Genomic DNA, 13,867 nt, shown 5'->3' on the forward strand with positions numbered 1-13,867 from the left:
TCAGCGGGTCACCCGCCACCGCACACCGGCAGGTCCTGCACGGTGCGTACCTCCTCCAACTCCTCCAGTCGGGCGTCCAGTTGCCTCGGGGCGACGAGGAAGCGCAGCACCGCCTGGTGGAAGGCGTCGCGGGTGGTGCGGGGCATGGTGTCGGAGGCGTCCCAGCAGCGGGGCTCGCCCGGTTTGCGCAGGCTCTCTCCGATCTCCCGCGCCGTGCTGTCCTGTCCACCGTCCGGCGCGGCCTCCTTGTTGGCGGTGTACTCCGGCAGCGCCGTGTCGGGGTCGGCCAGGTAGCGGATGAGCCGTTCGGCCTCCGGCGAGGGGTCGAGCAGGGCCGCGAGGTCGCCGGACACCTCCCAGGCCCCGGCGTCCGGCCCCGCGTTGGGGACGATCTCGGCGGAGTGGACGTAGTCGCCGCCCGCCCGCTGCCAGTGGGCGGCGCGGAAGGAGCCCTGGTGCTCCAGGCGGCCGGGGGCGCAGTCCGCGCCGAAGCCGGTGGTCAGGGCCCGCTCGACACGGCGGTTCCGGCCGGCGCCGGCCAGTTCGCCGAAGGTGGTCCAGGCCTTGCGCACGGCGTCGTCGGTCCAGGGGAGTTCGCCGTTCGCCCAGTCCTCGTACACCCGGGGTCCGGCCTGCTGGAGCAGGATGTCCTCCACCCAGTCGGTGCCCGGCCAGCCGGAAGTCGCGCCGGACTCCATGCCCAGGCACCACCGCCCGGGCGTGCCCGCCGACCGTGCGTCGGGCCGGTCGCCCGCGTACCACACCATGCTCTTGAGACCGGTCTTGACGGGGAGCCAGTAGGTGTGGGCGCCCCGGCCGGGGATCGTCACCTCGGGCGCCCAGATGCCGTCGTACTGCCGGGGGTCGAACAGCCCGTCCAAGGGCTTGAGCCTGCCGTCGGCCGCGTAGGACAACAGTTCGCCCGGCCCCGGCAGGATCGCCACGTCGGGTGGGTTCCCGGCCGCCACGTCGGCGGCAAGCACTTGGCTCAGCGCGGAACTGCCCTGGTAGACGACGTCGATCCGGTACTTCTCCTCGAACGGCTCGATGACGTTCTCCTCGAACTGCTCGCGCTCCGCGCCGCTCCAGTTGGCGAGCAGGGTGACCGAGCCCGTCGCCTCCCGAGCCCAGCGCGCCCCGGCGACCACACCCGCGCCGAGCAGGACCAGGCAGACGGCGATGACGGCGAGGGTGCGGGGACGGAGCCGACGCGGCGCGGCGCTCGTACCGGTCGGCGTCCCCGTACTCGTCCCAGCACTCGTCCCGGTCCTCATCGCGGCGCCCTGAACCGGTACTCGGCGATCCGCGGCCACAGCCCCCACGCCGTCAACGCCATCACCACGGCCCCTCCCAGCAGTATCCAGTTGGACAGCGACGCCCAGAGCCCGGCGTGCGTCAGCGCGTCCCGCACCTGCTCCGCGACTTCGGGGATGTCGTCCGGGTCGTCCTTCGGTACGCGGATCCCGGCGACGGAGTCGGTCATCGCGTCGTGCGCCTTGAGGGTGACCCACGCAAGGAGCGGTACGCCGACCGCGCACACGACGGTCGCGGCGAGCAGCCGCACCTGCACCGGCCGCCGGAAGCGACGCCGTACGTACCGCTGGCTCTCCAGCAGGGCGGTGCACAGCGCGGCGTAGAGCACGGCGACCGCGCTCCAGCCGAGCCACAGCTGCCACGGGAAGGCCGCCTGCTGTCCGGCCTCGTCGAGCTGCCGGCCGCGCAGGGCGTCGAGGCGGCTCGTGATGTTCCCGTCGGTGCCGGGTTCGGCCTGGAGGCCGAGCACCTGTTCGGCGTAGAACAGGTAGGCGGCGCGCAGCGGGGAGTCGTGCGGCTCCTGGCCCCAGCGCTCCACCCAGCCGGAGTAGACGGCGATCAGACCGGTGATGGTCTGCAGGTCCTGGCGGCCCTCAAGGCCGGTGACGTTCTCCGAGGCGGCGAGCGCGAGGCTCTGGTGGGCGACCGAGACCTGGGTGTGGAACTCGCCGCTGGTGTCGCCCTCCGGCCCGCTGTCACGGACCACTTCGTGGGCCTTGCGCATCGCGCTCTGCGCGGTGTCGACGGCCAGGATCCCGGGGGTGCTCGACGACGACAGCGGCACGGAGTCGTCGTGCACGCCCCGGTAGGCGAGGAACAGCACGAAGGTGGTGGCGGCCCCGAGGGCGAGGAGCAGCCTGAGCCTGCGGGTCAGGTCCCGGCCGGTGGTGCTCACGGCCGGGCCTCGAAGCGGTGGCCGCAGGAGGGGCAGAACCGGGCCGCCGCCGGTGCCTTGTGGGAGCAGGCCGGGCAGGGCACGGTGGCCCCGCCCGGCCCTCCGGCCGCCGCGCCCCCGGCCGCGCTGTGGCCGCCGGTCCCGGATGCGGAGCCGGTGCCGGACGCGGGGCCGTAGCTGCTGTGGCTGCTTGCGGCGATCAGGTGCTCGAAGTCGACGGCCGTGACGTCGGGGCGCAGGGTGACCCGCCCGGCGCTCGCGTCGTCGATCCGCACCAGCTCGGCGAGGCGGGCCAGTTGCTCGTCGGCGCCCATCGCCCGGGCCAGCTGCGCCGCCCGCCCCAGCTGGTGCTCGGCGAGGTCGCGTTCGCCGCGGCGGTGGGCGTCGGTCGCGGCGGCGATGGCCTCGCCGAGCCGCTGGTGCTGTTCGAAGTGCTCGACCTGGGCGTCGGTGTGCCGGGACAGGGCCGGGTTGTCGGTCCAGTGCACCAGACAGGGCTGCGGCGTCGGCAGCCGTGTCCCCTGGGTGCCGGGTACGTCGACGGCGACCACGGCGAGCTGCAGGTCCTCGCGGCGCGGGTGACCGGCCGGGTCGGCGGACAGGCACAGCTGGTAGCGGCGGGTCTCGTCGCCCCAGGCGCGGGTGACGAACCGTTCGGTCCCGTCCTCGGGGGTCAGCTCCGTCTCGGTCGGGAAGACCTGCTTGAGGTAGCGCACCTCGGCCCCGGGCATCGGGGTCACCGAGATCGCCAGTTCGGGGACGGTCTTGGTGAGGAGGCGGTGCACCAGCTTCTCGTACTCCGCGGGAAGGGCCTCCTCCTCCCGCACCGATGAGGCGGAGCCGTGCAGCCCGCGCGTGACGGCGAGGAGTTCGCGGGCGTCCCAGCCGTCGCCGATCCCCCACGCGTCGCAGACGAACCGGCCCGCGCACTGCTCCAGGACGCCCGCCAGCGGCATCTCCTCGTCGTGCTCGTTCTTTCCGTCGGTGAGCAGCAGGACGTGCCCAACGGGGGCGCCCTGCTCGGTCAGCAGCCGACGGGCGAGGTCGAGCCAGGCGCCGATGCAGGTGCCCCCGCCCGCGACAAGGCGGTGCACCGCCCGCTGCGCCCGCTCCCGGGTCTCGTCCGAGGCGCAGGCCATGCTCGTGGTGCCGGGGTAGGCCATGGTCGCCTGCTCGTTGCCCTGCACCACCGCGAACGGCGTGCCGTCGGGCAGTGCGCGGATCGCGGCGACGGCCGCCTCCTGGGCGGCGTGCAGCTTCTCCGGCGGCCAGGTCATCGAGCCGGAGCAGTCCAGGGCCAGCACTTCCGCGAGCACCGGGCCGCCGCCCTCGGTGCCGTCCACCGACACGCTGAGGATGGCGTGCATCCGCGGGTCGCCGGCCTCGCCGGAGAGGTACTTCCACTGGCTGACCTCAAGACCGACGGTGACCTGCCCTGCCGTCCCGCCCGCCCCCGGCGCTGCTGTCTCCACCATGTCCGTGCACCTCCTCGACCTCGTCGTCGTCCGGCCTCGTCGCCGCTCGCTCACGCCGTGCGTCGTCGGCCCCACAGCAGATCGCGGACGCCGGCCGGTTCGGGGAGCACCGCGTACGCCCGGTCGAGCAGGTCGCCGCGCTCGCCGACGCTGCCCGCCTGGTCCGCGAGCCGCTTCAGCGACCGGGAAAGGAGTCCGGCAAGGGCCGACTCGGTGTCCGCGGGGCCGAACAGCTCACCGGTGGGGAAGCCGCTCCCCCAGCCGTCGGGCGGACGGCAGCCGAGCGCGTGCTCCCGCAGTTCGGTGACCAGGCGGTCCCAGGAGCCGGTGCCGTCCAGGTGCAGCCCCGCGAGCCGCTCGGCCGCCTCGCCCAACTCGGCGGCGCCGGGCACGGATCCGCCGGGCAGCCGGCCGGCGAGGACCCGGACCGCGGCGACGCGCGCGGCGTCGTAGTGCCGGGAGGTGGTCGGCACCTCGTCCAGGACGGCGACGGCCCGGTGCCGGTCGCCGCGGCGCAGCTGGACGCGGGCCAGGCCGAAGGCGGCGCTGCCTTGGGTGCGGTCCCGGCGCCGCACGGCCTCGTAGTACTCCTCGGCCTGCCGTGCGCGGGCCGCGGCGCGCAGGGCCCGTTGTTTCTCGGCGCCCTGGGTCCGGGCCGGGGTCGCTCCGGAGCGGGGTGCTGTCGTCTCCTGTTCGGCCAGGTACTCGGCGCAGTATCCGAGCGCCAGCTTCGGCGCGGCCTCGCCCGGCAGGGCGGCGTAGGCGGCCGCGAACTCGCCCTCCGCCGACTCCACTTGCCCCCGGGTCAGATGGACGAGGCCCTGGTGCCAGAAGATCCGCCAGTCGTGGTCGCCGCCGCGCTCCCCGGCCGTCCGCACCCACGCGGCGGCCCGGTCGGCGTCGCCCGCCTCCAGGTAGGCGCGGCACAGCCACAGCGCGGTCTCCGTGGTGCGCAGCGCCGGGTCGCTCCGCGCCCGCTCGGCGATGCGGTCGGGGGTGTCGGCGGCGAGTCCGCCGAGCAGGACGGCGGCGGGGTCGCCTGCGTCGGGGAGGGGTACGGGCAGGGCGCGGGCGATCCCCTGGGGGGCGGGGGCGCCGACGGGCAGCTCGGGGACGGTGGGGCGGCGTGGGGCGGTGGCGGGGCGGTGGGTGAAGTGGTCCAGGGCGGGGACCGTGCCGAGGGCGGCGCCGAAGAGCGCGGCGGTCGGCTCGAACCGGGTGGAGCGCTCCGGATACGGCTCGTGGCCGCTCAGCGCCTGGTGCTCGCGCAGCACCTCCCACAGCTGGCGGGACATCTCGGCGGCCGAGCGGAAGCGGGCGGCGGGTTCGGGGTGGGTGGCGCGGCGGATCAGCGCGTCGAAGGAGCGGGCGGCGAGGCCGGCGGGCAGTCGGGCCCGCTCGGCGAGGACCTTCAGGGTGCGGCCGACGGCGTACAGGTCGCCGTCGACGTCGAAGCCGCGTTCGTCGCGCTCCTGCTTCGGCGGGGCGTAGCCGAGGGTGTACACGAGGCCGGAGGAGCGGTCGTCGATCCGGCGCACGGCGCCGAGGTCGATGACCTTGATCTCGCGGCCGTAGTGGATGACGTTCTCGGGCTTCATGTCGCAGTAGAGCAGGCCCTGGTCGTGCAGGTACTCCAGGGCGCCGAGGATCTTGCAGCCGTACGTGATGACGTGCCCGAACTCGAAGCCGCCGGGCCCGAAGAGCCGGGCCAGGTCCTCCTCCGGGGCGAACCGGATCCAGGCGAGGGAGCGGCCGCCGACGTACTCCATCACGAGGTAGCCGGTCGGCTCGGTGTCGCCGGGCGCCTGGTGCTGTACGTACGTCACGATCCGGACGATGTCCCGGTGGTGCAGCGTGGTGAGCGAGCGGCGTTCCTCGACGGCGGCCCGCCGGGCCACGGCGTCACCGGTGTTGATCAGGCCTTTGAGGACGACGTGCAGGCCGGGCACGCGGGTGTCCTCGGCGAGGTAGACCCAGCCGTGGCCGCCGACCGCGAGATAGCCGAGCACCTCGTAGTGTCCGGCGAGTTGGTCGCCGGGGCGCAGTTTCGGGTGGAAGGAGTACTCCGTGCCGCACCCCGGGCAGTACCCGTGGTCCGGTGCCGAGCCGCCGTCGTAGGAGATTCCGATGGTGCCGGGGCAGTTGTCGACCCCGCAACGCCGGCCCCCGGTGGGCGGCCGGGCCGTGGTGTCGGCGGCCTCCGAGGGCTCCGGCGACGGCAGGTGCGGCAGCACAAGCAGCCCGTCGCGGTCCAGTTCACCGGCGGTCTGCCCGGCGGGGCGCGCGCCCTCGGCGGCTGTGCCCGGGCCGGTCGGTGCCCCGGCCCCGCGTGCGTCCGGCCCGGACCGGTCGGGCCCCGGCGTGTCCGGCGCGGGAGGGTTCGGGGCGACGGCCCGCCGGAGGCAGGTGTCGCAGAACCCGGTCACCATGATCCGGCCGCCCCGGCAGTCGGCTCTGACGCAGGCGGCCCCGCTCATGTCGGGCCCTTGCTCCGGCCGGGGCGGCCGTGGTGGGTGTCGACGTGGTGGAGGTAGGCGTCGACCGCCGCCTCGGCCGCGTGGACGTCGCAGGGCCGGGTCTGGAGCAGGTCGTGTGCCCGGAGGTACAGAGCGTCCATCGCCGGGTCCTCCTCGCCTTGGGTGGAGTGCTGGTGCAGGACGTGGTAGCCGCGCAGGCGGCCGCCGAGTTCGTCGCGGCGGTCGCTCAGGCGGTCGAGCCGGGCGATGTGGCGGGTGAGGCGGGCGGCGACGCGTTCCGCGAGGCGCTCGTAGCGGGCCAGGTCCGGGCCGCGGTCGCGGCCCTCCGTCCGGAGCAGATCGGCCAGGGCGGCATGGGCGGCCACCAGATCCGAGTCGACGGGCCGGGCGTCGTACGGCACCACGGCCGCCCGGCGTTCGCTCAGGGCCACGGCCGCCCGGCGTTCGCTCAGGGCCCCGGCGAGCGGCCCGGTGATCTCTCTCAGCCGCGCGACGAGCCGTTCGCCGCGCTCGCGCGCGGGCCCCACGACGAGTTCGCGGCGGGCGCGGTGGTAGCAGCTGTCCGTCGTACGGAAGACCAGCAGCAGCCTGCTGCCCCCGGCGCGCAGCACCTCAAGGAGGTCGAGGAGGGCGGGCGGGTCGAGCGCGTCGTCGACGCCGACGACGACCAGGTTGAGGGTGACCCGCGCGGCCCGGATGAGGTCGAGGGCCGCGTCACCGTGCCGCGGCCACAGGCCCATGCGTTCGGCGATCCGCTCGGCGATCTCCGCGGACGTGAGACCGCCGGCGTGCACGGCGAGGTCGTGGCCGCCGGCCGACGGCACGGTGCCCGGCGGGTCGAGGGAGGCGCGGCCGACGGAGGCCGCGGTGCGTAACTCCCGGTCGGCGAGGGTGATGGCGCGGCGCAGCGTGGCGCCGCGGGCGGCGTCGCCGTGCCGGACGACGCTGATCTTCACCTGCCGGCCGTCGTCCCGGAGCCAGGCGGCGAGACGCTGGGCGAAGGGCTCGTCGAGCAGCGCCTGTGAGGCGTCGTCCTCGGTGGAGCGCAGCCGGTCGTCGACGGCGGTGGGCCCTTCGAGGAACGGCTCGACCTGGGGCAGGTGCCGGACGATGGTCTCGGCGGGGCTCATGAAGGAGAACCGGTTGCCGTGCTGGTCCTTCTGCCCGGAGAGCACCATGCCGATGACCTCGCCGGTGGCGCTGTCGGCGACGCCCGCGCCGCTGCAGCCGGGGCTGGCCAGCTCGCCCGGGCTGGTGGGGCTCAGCTGCACCTGCCCGTCGCGTCCCCGGCCGCCGACGACGGTCGCGCGGAACCAGATGCCGCCGTTGTGGTCGTACGGGAAGCCGTACATCCGCACCGCGCGGCCCGGCGCGGAAAGGCGGTGCAGCCGGACCGCTTCCTCGACGGGCCGGGGCCGCTCCAGTCGTAACAGCGCGACATCCCCGCTGGGGTCGCCGTCCCCGTCCCGTGACTCCGGTACGCACGCGTCCCCGTCCACCCGGGCGGCGACCGCGGGCACGCTGTGGTCGGCGGCGCCCACGAACTCCGCGGTGACCCGGGCGGCCGCGCGGTCCACCACATGGGCACAGGTGAGGACCTGGTCGGGGCTCAGCAGAATGCCGGCCCCCGCGATCTCCCCGTCAGCGCCGCGGATCCGCACGGCCCAGCGCGGCGTCTCCGTCGACGAGGCGGCTTGGACTCCCCCGCCAGCAGCCATACTTCGCCACTATACGGTCGTCCGGGCGGTCCCGGACTGGTGCGTGGGCACGCGGGTGGGTTCGGGGAGCAGGCGGACCCGAGAAGTCCGCTTCCCCTCGCCTTCCTGCCACCCGACGCGTCGGACGCGGGCACTTCCGGCCTGCCCTATACGATCGCGACGATCTGAGGGCCCGCACGGGCCCTGACCACGTCGAGGCTCAGACAGGCTGGGGGAAGTTCCCATGGTGAGAACCGGGTTGGTGCGTACGGCGACGGTGGCCGTGACAAGTGTGATGCTGGCGGGGGTGGCGACGGCATCCGCACAGGCCGAGGCCGGGCCCGCGCGTCTCCCGGCGCCGGACGCGGCCGGGGTCCGCACCGCGCTGGAGCGCACGGTCAGCGCGGGCGCGCCCGGCGCGTTCGCGGTGATCCGGGAGCACGGCGGCTCCGGACGCAACCGGACCGTGGCCGTCGGCAAGGCCGATCTGGACGGAACGCCCATGAAGGCCGGCTGGCGCTTCCGGGTGGGCAGCAACACCAAGATGTTCACCGCCGCGCTGGTGCTGCGCCTGGCCGACCAGGGCCGCATCGACCTCGACGAGCCGGTGCGCACGTACCTGCCGTCCGGCACCCTGCCGACGGACTGGAACATGACCGTCCGCCAGGTGATGCAGCACCGCTCCGGCATCTTCGACCACACCAACGACCTCCTCGAGCAGTCCGGCGAGGAGACCACCGAGGCGTTCGAGAAGCGCATCCGCAACACCGTCTACCGGCCCGCGGACCTCGTGGCGCTGTCCGTGCGGCACGGCCCGCAGAGCGCGCCCGGGGCGAAGTACGCGTACTCGAACACCAACTTCGTCCTCATGGGCATGCTGATCGAGAAGGTCACAGGACGCTCGTACGCCACCGCGCTGCGCAAGCAGATCATCGAGCCCCTCCGGCTCAGCAAGACGTCGTACGTGGTCCCGAAGAAGGCCATCGCCGGAGCGCACGTCACCGGCTACCTCACGAACGACGACCGCTCCAAGCCGCTGCTCGACTCCACCGAGCAGAACGGGTCCTGGGTGGGGAGCGCGGGCGCCGTCATCTCCTCCGCCGCCGACATGGACCGCTTCCTCAAGGCCCTGCTCGCCGGCCGCTCCGGCGGCCTGGTCTCGGACACGTCGCTGCGGCAGATGACGAAGGTGCTCGCCACCCCCACGGCGAAGGTCAGCTACGGCCTCGGCCTCCGCGAGATCCAGCTGTCCTGCGGCAAGGTCTACGGCCACGGCGGCATCGTCCAGGGCTACCAGACCCAGTCCTTCATCACGCGGAACGGCAAGCGGTCGGTCGTCGTCTTCGCCAACGCGTCCAACAACTCCAACGTGACGCAGAACCTGATGAACACCCTCGAACCCGCCTTCTGCGGCACCGCGCCCGCGCCGAGCACGAGGTCGGCGGCGGATCCGTCCGCACCGTCCGACGTGCACACCGGCCGCGCCGAGGCGCCGGCTCCCGCGGTGCCGGTCGTGGACGACACCCGCTTCTGACCCGACGGACGGTTCCGGGACGCCGGGGCGTCCCGGAACCGTCGCGCACGCACCGGCGGAACGTCGCATCGCAGTTAGCCTTCTCGGCATGGTCTGGGACGAAGCACGGCTGCTGGCCCTGGAAGTGGACGCCATCTATGGGCTCGTGCCCCGACCGGGCGGCGGCCTCCCGGTCATCGTGAAGAACCCGGCGGTGCGCGCCGTGTGGGCCTGGTCGCCGCAGGCACGGCTGCTTGCGCTGGGGGCCGGGGTCAGCTCGCGGGGGCACGAGGACGGTGGCGGTCCGGAGTTCGCGCCGGGCGAGCCGCCCGCTCCGCTGGTCCGGCTCGCCGCGTCCATCGCCGAGCGGCCACTGACCGTCGAGGGCGGCCCGTGCTTCGTCTTCCCGGAGCGGCTCACCGCGTCGCGGCCGGTTCCGCTGCCCATCCTGGTCCCCACCGACGAGGGCAGGCGCGCCGCCCGGCACCTGGTCCGCCCCGACAACTGGCAGCCCGGCGAGTGGCACGCGCTGCTCGGCGGGCGCATGGGGCCGTGGGCGATGGCCGTGTACGACGGGGAGCCGGTGTCGATCTGTTTCTCGCCCGCGTCGAACGCCACCGCCTCGGAGGCGGGCATCTGGGCCCGCGCCGACTTCCGCGGCCGCGGGCTCGCCCCGGCCGTCGTGGCGGCCTGGGCCGCGTACGAACGCCGCACCAAGGAGGTGCTCTTCTACAGCACCACCGCCGCCAATCACGCGTCGCAGTCGGTCGCCCGACGCCTGGGGCTCACGCCGCTGGGCTGGATATGGACCGTGCGGTGACAGCTCGTTTCCTCGCGGTCACCGCTCCCCCTTCGGCCCTCCACGGACAGTTCACGGCACGTACATAAACGACGGCTGAACGCTTGCTCAACGGCGGCACCCGGGCGTGTCGCTCACCCCGGGACCGTCCCAGGAACAGCCCGGGGACAGCCCGAACGCGCCGGGGCGCGCCGGGAACATGCCGGGATCAGCCCCGGGTCACCTCAGCACGTTCATGGCCCGGTCGAAGGCCGAGTCCCGCTTCTTGGCGAACTCCTCCTTGGTGAAGACGGGTTCGCTCAGGTGCGGCGGGATGCCGGGGCCGTCGAAGGTGTGGCCGGTGCGGGTCAGGAACTCCTCGTTCGGGAGCACGGCGACCATGCCGTTGGGCAGCCGGCGGAACATGACGTCCGAGAAGACGCCCTGTGTGGGCCGGCCGATCCGCACGGTCCGGCCGGGCCGGTCGATGAGGGACTGGGTGAAGGTCTCGCCCGCGCTCACCGTCGACCCGCCGGTCAGCACGGCGATGGGGCCGGTGTAGCGCGGCGCCTGGGCGGGCGTGACGCGGATGGGCTCGGGGCGGGTGTGCTTGCTCGGGTCGTCGGGGTCGTTGCGGGCGCGCTTGGAGTACGCGACGTAGGGCGTGTCGGTGAGGCGTTCGGCGATGCGGATGCCGAGGACGTCGGAGCCGCCGCCGTTGATGCGCAGGTCGATGACCAGGCCCTTGAGGCGCTTGACCCGGTCCTTGGTGAGGACGGTGTCGAGCGCCTTGTCGAGCTCGGCCAGTTCGGCGGTGAAGGGGGCGCCGTCGGCCGCGTAGCCGCTGAAGCCCGAGATCCGCAGATATCCCTTCCGGCCCGGCAGATCGGCGTACGTGATCCGCCCGTTGGCGAAGTCCTGGATGTGGCGGGCCTTCTTCAGGTCGCGCCCCACGATGAACTTCTTGACCTTCTTGTCCAGCTTCTCGCTGGGGATGACGGTGCCGGGGCGGCCGTGCGCGAAGGTGCGGTCACCGTCCCTGACGGCGACGTGGGCGTCGTACAGCGGCGCCACCATCTTGCGGAAGATGGCGAAGAGTTCGTCCCGCGTGGTGTCGGGGTGCACCTGCGGCCGGTAGTGAGCGCGCACGCCCTTCCAGTCGATGCCTTTCGCGGCGAAGAAGGGGTAGTTCTCGGCGAAGGACCGCCAGAACACGTCGAAGGTGGTGCGGGGGTCGTCGGGTGTCGGGCGGTCGCAGTCGTCCGGCAGCGCGGAGATCCGCTTCAGGCCCCGGTGGCCCAGGGAGCCGTCAAAACTCACGGAGGCGTGATCGCGGTCTTGTCCGGTGCGAACGGTGAGGACGAAGCCCTCCGGGGCGGTGTACACGTCAGGGCCCGTCTTGCGGGCCGTGAAGCCCTTGATGCAGCTGGCGGCCGTGGTCTGGTACTCCTGCAGGGTTCCGTCGTGCAGGGAGAGGACGGTGCCGTAGCCGTCCATGCGCCAGAGGCCGTCGGTGGATGGCGCTTCCTCGGCGCCGGCGGTCGGCGCGACCCCCGCGGCGAGGGTCAGGGCGACGGCGGCAGACGTAACGATACGCACGATTTCATCCTTCATATCCGTGTTTCGCGCGAGATGAACTGTCCTGTATGTGACGCGCTTTGCGTCGCGGCCCACGGTTCCGTACGCGGTGCCGCCCGGTCCATCCGGCTGGCAGGTGCATCGAAACGGGGGGCTGCCCCCCATGATCGACTGCATGCCGCCGGACGTGACTCAGCTCTCAAAGTTGCGTCTGAGGTTTCTGTTATCCCGCCGCGGCGCGCAGGATCTCCCAGGCAGTGGGGGACGCACACACGACCGACAAGGACAGGAGACACGCTGTGGGCCAGGAGCAGTGGGAGCGGAAGCAGGTGAACGACGCCGAGCTGACCTCTCTGGTCGTCGCGGGCCGCGCCGGAGATCCCCGCGCGCAGGACGAGCTGGTCGCCGCCTATCTGCCCCTCGTGTACAATATCGTCGGCCGGGCCCTCGGCGGGCACGCGGACGTCGACGACACCGTGCAGGAAGCCATGATGCGGATGCTGCGCGGACTGCCCGCGCTGCGCGACCCGGCCTCGTTCCGGTCCTGGCTCGTGGCCATCGCGATGAACGAGACGCGCCGTCGGCAGCACCCCGCCCCCGTCGACAGCGGCCTGCAGGACGCGTACGACGTCCCGGACCCCGGCAGCGACTTCACGGACGTCACGATCCTGCGGCTCGGCCTGTCCGGGGAGCGCAGGGAGGTCGCGCAGGCCACCCGCTGGATGGACGACGACTACCGGGAAGTGCTCGCCCTGTGGTGGCTGGAGGCGGCCGGCGAGCTCTCCCGGGGCGAGGTCGCCCGGGCCCTCGAGCTCACCCCGGAGCACACGGCCGTGCGGGTGCAGCGCATGAAGGCCCAGCTGGAGACGGCCCGGGTGGTGGTCAGGGCGCTCACGGCCAAGGTCCGCTGCCCCCTGCTCGCGGACCTCACCGCGGCCTGGGACGGCAGGCCGTCCGCGCTGTGGCGCAAGCGTCTCGCCCGGCACACGCGCGACTGCGCCGTCTGCGCGGGGCACGGGGCGGGGCTCACGCCCGCGGAGGGGCTGCTCGCCGGTCTGGCCCTCGTGCCGCCGCTGGCCATGGCGGCCGGGCGCTTCTCCGGCACCGGCGGCACGGCGTACGCCGCGTACGCGGCACCCACCCAGCCGCTCCCGCAGGCCGACGCCCCGCCGCTCCCGCAGGCCGACGCCCTGCCGGACGCGGCGCCGTGGGGCCCGTCGGCGGCCGATGACACGGTGGTCCAGGGCATGGCGGGCGACGGGATCGCGGCCGAGGGGGTGACGGCCATCGCCCCGCACGGCGCGGCGGGTTCACGTGCGCAGCTGCGGCAGGGGCGGCGCAGCACCCGGCGGCGTCGGCAGGCGGTCGGCGCGGGTGCCGGTATCGCCGCGATCGCCACGCTGGCAGGCGTCATGCAGCTCGTCGACGACTCCCCGGACGCGCGGGACAAGGGCGCGGCCGTGGCGATGGAGTCCACCGAGCCCTCCCCCGCCGCCCCGTCGGCCACGGGCAGCGCGAGCCCGACGAAGTCGCCCTCCGCGTCCCCGTCGAAGTCCGCCAAGAAGAAGTCACCGAAGCCGTCCGCGACGGCCAGCCCGTCGCGCGCGTCCCGGAAGAAGACGACCAAGCCCGCGCCGCGCACGTCCGCCAAGCCGCCCGCGCCGCCCCGGCAGACCGCCGAGCCGCCGGCGCCGCAGGCCCCGTCGGGCTCGACCGCCCAGCAGGTCCTGACTCTGGTCAACGCCGAGCGCAGGAAGGCCGGTTGCGGCCCGCTCACCCAGAACAGCCGGCTCGCCACCGCCGCCCAACGGCACTCCGCCGACATGCGGGCCCGCAACTACTTCGACCACACGTCGCCCGACGGCACCGACCCCGGTCAGCGCATCACGGCGGCGGGCTACAAGTGGAGTACGTACGGAGAGAACATCGCCCGGGGCCAGCAGACCGCGTCGTCGGTCATGAAGTCCTGGATGAACAGCGAGGGCCACCGCGCCAACATCCTCAACTGCTCCTTCAAGGAGCTGGGCGTGGGCATCGAGAAGGGCAGCGGCGGTCCCTGGTGGACGCAGAACTTCGGTGCACGCGGCTGACCTGGACCGACGCCGCGAATGCCGGTCCTGGCGTGGCCTAGCATGACCGC

At 73.8% G+C, this 13,867-nt stretch carries 9 protein-coding genes; 3 read left to right on the forward strand and 6 right to left on the reverse strand.

Going from position 1 to position 13,867, the window contains the following annotated elements:
* Positions 1-8: 8 nt before the first annotated feature.
* Genes ACFWZ5_RS01695 through ACFWZ5_RS01715 form a run of 5 tightly spaced genes read right to left on the reverse strand, consistent with a single transcriptional unit; the run spans position 9 to position 7,879 of the window.
* Positions 9-1,274 (reverse strand): ABC transporter substrate-binding protein, encoded by a 1,266-nt coding sequence (locus ACFWZ5_RS01695; RefSeq protein WP_384787231.1) that lies wholly within the window; start codon positions 1,272-1,274, stop codon positions 9-11.
* A complete protein-coding gene (locus ACFWZ5_RS01700; RefSeq protein WP_384787228.1) occupies positions 1,271-2,209 on the reverse strand; it encodes a hypothetical protein in 939 nt (312 codons plus the stop codon). Before ACFWZ5_RS01700 ends, ACFWZ5_RS01695 begins: the two co-directional genes overlap by 4 nt.
* Positions 2,206-3,684, reverse strand: coding sequence for a VWA domain-containing protein (locus ACFWZ5_RS01705; RefSeq protein WP_384787225.1), 1,479 nt, complete (start codon positions 3,682-3,684; stop codon positions 2,206-2,208). Before ACFWZ5_RS01705 ends, ACFWZ5_RS01700 begins: the two co-directional genes overlap by 4 nt.
* Positions 3,685-3,734: 50 nt before the next feature.
* The gene (locus ACFWZ5_RS01710) at positions 3,735-6,161 is read right to left on the reverse strand and encodes a tetratricopeptide repeat protein (protein WP_384787222.1); all 2,427 of its coding nucleotides are present in this window, start codon (positions 6,159-6,161) and stop codon (positions 3,735-3,737) included.
* Positions 6,158-7,879, reverse strand: coding sequence for a serine protease (locus tag ACFWZ5_RS01715; RefSeq protein ID WP_384787220.1), 1,722 nt, complete (start codon positions 7,877-7,879; stop codon positions 6,158-6,160). Before ACFWZ5_RS01715 ends, ACFWZ5_RS01710 begins: the two co-directional genes overlap by 4 nt.
* Positions 7,880-8,165: 286 nt before the next feature.
* Between ACFWZ5_RS01715 and ACFWZ5_RS01720 the strand changes: the two genes are divergently transcribed.
* On the forward strand, positions 8,166-9,392 hold the full coding sequence (locus ACFWZ5_RS01720) for a serine hydrolase domain-containing protein (protein ID WP_384787218.1): 1,227 nt from the start codon (positions 8,166-8,168) through the stop codon (positions 9,390-9,392).
* A gap of 88 nt (positions 9,393-9,480) precedes the next feature.
* Entirely contained in the window at positions 9,481-10,191 is a 711-nt protein-coding gene (locus tag ACFWZ5_RS01725) for a GNAT family N-acetyltransferase (protein ID WP_384787215.1), read from the forward strand.
* A 198-nt stretch (positions 10,192-10,389) separates the two neighbouring features.
* Here ACFWZ5_RS01725 and ACFWZ5_RS01730 read toward each other — a convergent pair whose 3' ends face one another.
* A complete protein-coding gene (locus ACFWZ5_RS01730) occupies positions 10,390-11,748 on the reverse strand; it encodes a S41 family peptidase (RefSeq protein ID WP_384787212.1) in 1,359 nt (452 codons plus the stop codon).
* Positions 11,749-12,026: 278 nt separating this feature from the next.
* On the opposite strand from ACFWZ5_RS01730, the gene ACFWZ5_RS01735 reads away from it, so the two are divergent.
* On the forward strand, positions 12,027-13,817 hold the full coding sequence (locus tag ACFWZ5_RS01735; RefSeq protein ID WP_384787209.1) for a sigma-70 family RNA polymerase sigma factor: 1,791 nt from the start codon (positions 12,027-12,029) through the stop codon (positions 13,815-13,817).
* The last annotated feature ends 50 nt before the right edge of the window (positions 13,818-13,867 follow it).

It is taken from the genome of Streptomyces sp. NPDC059003, from assembly GCF_042740445.1.
GTDB lineage: Bacteria > Actinomycetota > Actinomycetes > Streptomycetales > Streptomycetaceae > Streptomyces.

Excerpts from the sequence above, each read along its gene's own strand:
- ACFWZ5_RS01695 (WP_384787231.1), bottom strand. The coding sequence starts at position 1,274 with ATGAGGACCGGGACGAGTGCTGGGACGAGTACGGGGACGCCGACCGGT.
- ACFWZ5_RS01715 (WP_384787220.1), bottom strand. The coding sequence starts at position 7,879 with ATGGCTGCTGGCGGGGGAGTCCAAGCCGCCTCGTCGACGGAGACGCCG.
- ACFWZ5_RS01710 (WP_384787222.1), bottom strand. The coding sequence starts at position 6,161 with ATGAGCGGGGCCGCCTGCGTCAGAGCCGACTGCCGGGGCGGCCGGATC.
- ACFWZ5_RS01725 (WP_384787215.1), top strand. The coding sequence starts at position 9,481 with ATGGTCTGGGACGAAGCACGGCTGCTGGCCCTGGAAGTGGACGCCATC.
- ACFWZ5_RS01705 (WP_384787225.1), bottom strand. The coding sequence starts at position 3,684 with ATGGTGGAGACAGCAGCGCCGGGGGCGGGCGGGACGGCAGGGCAGGTC.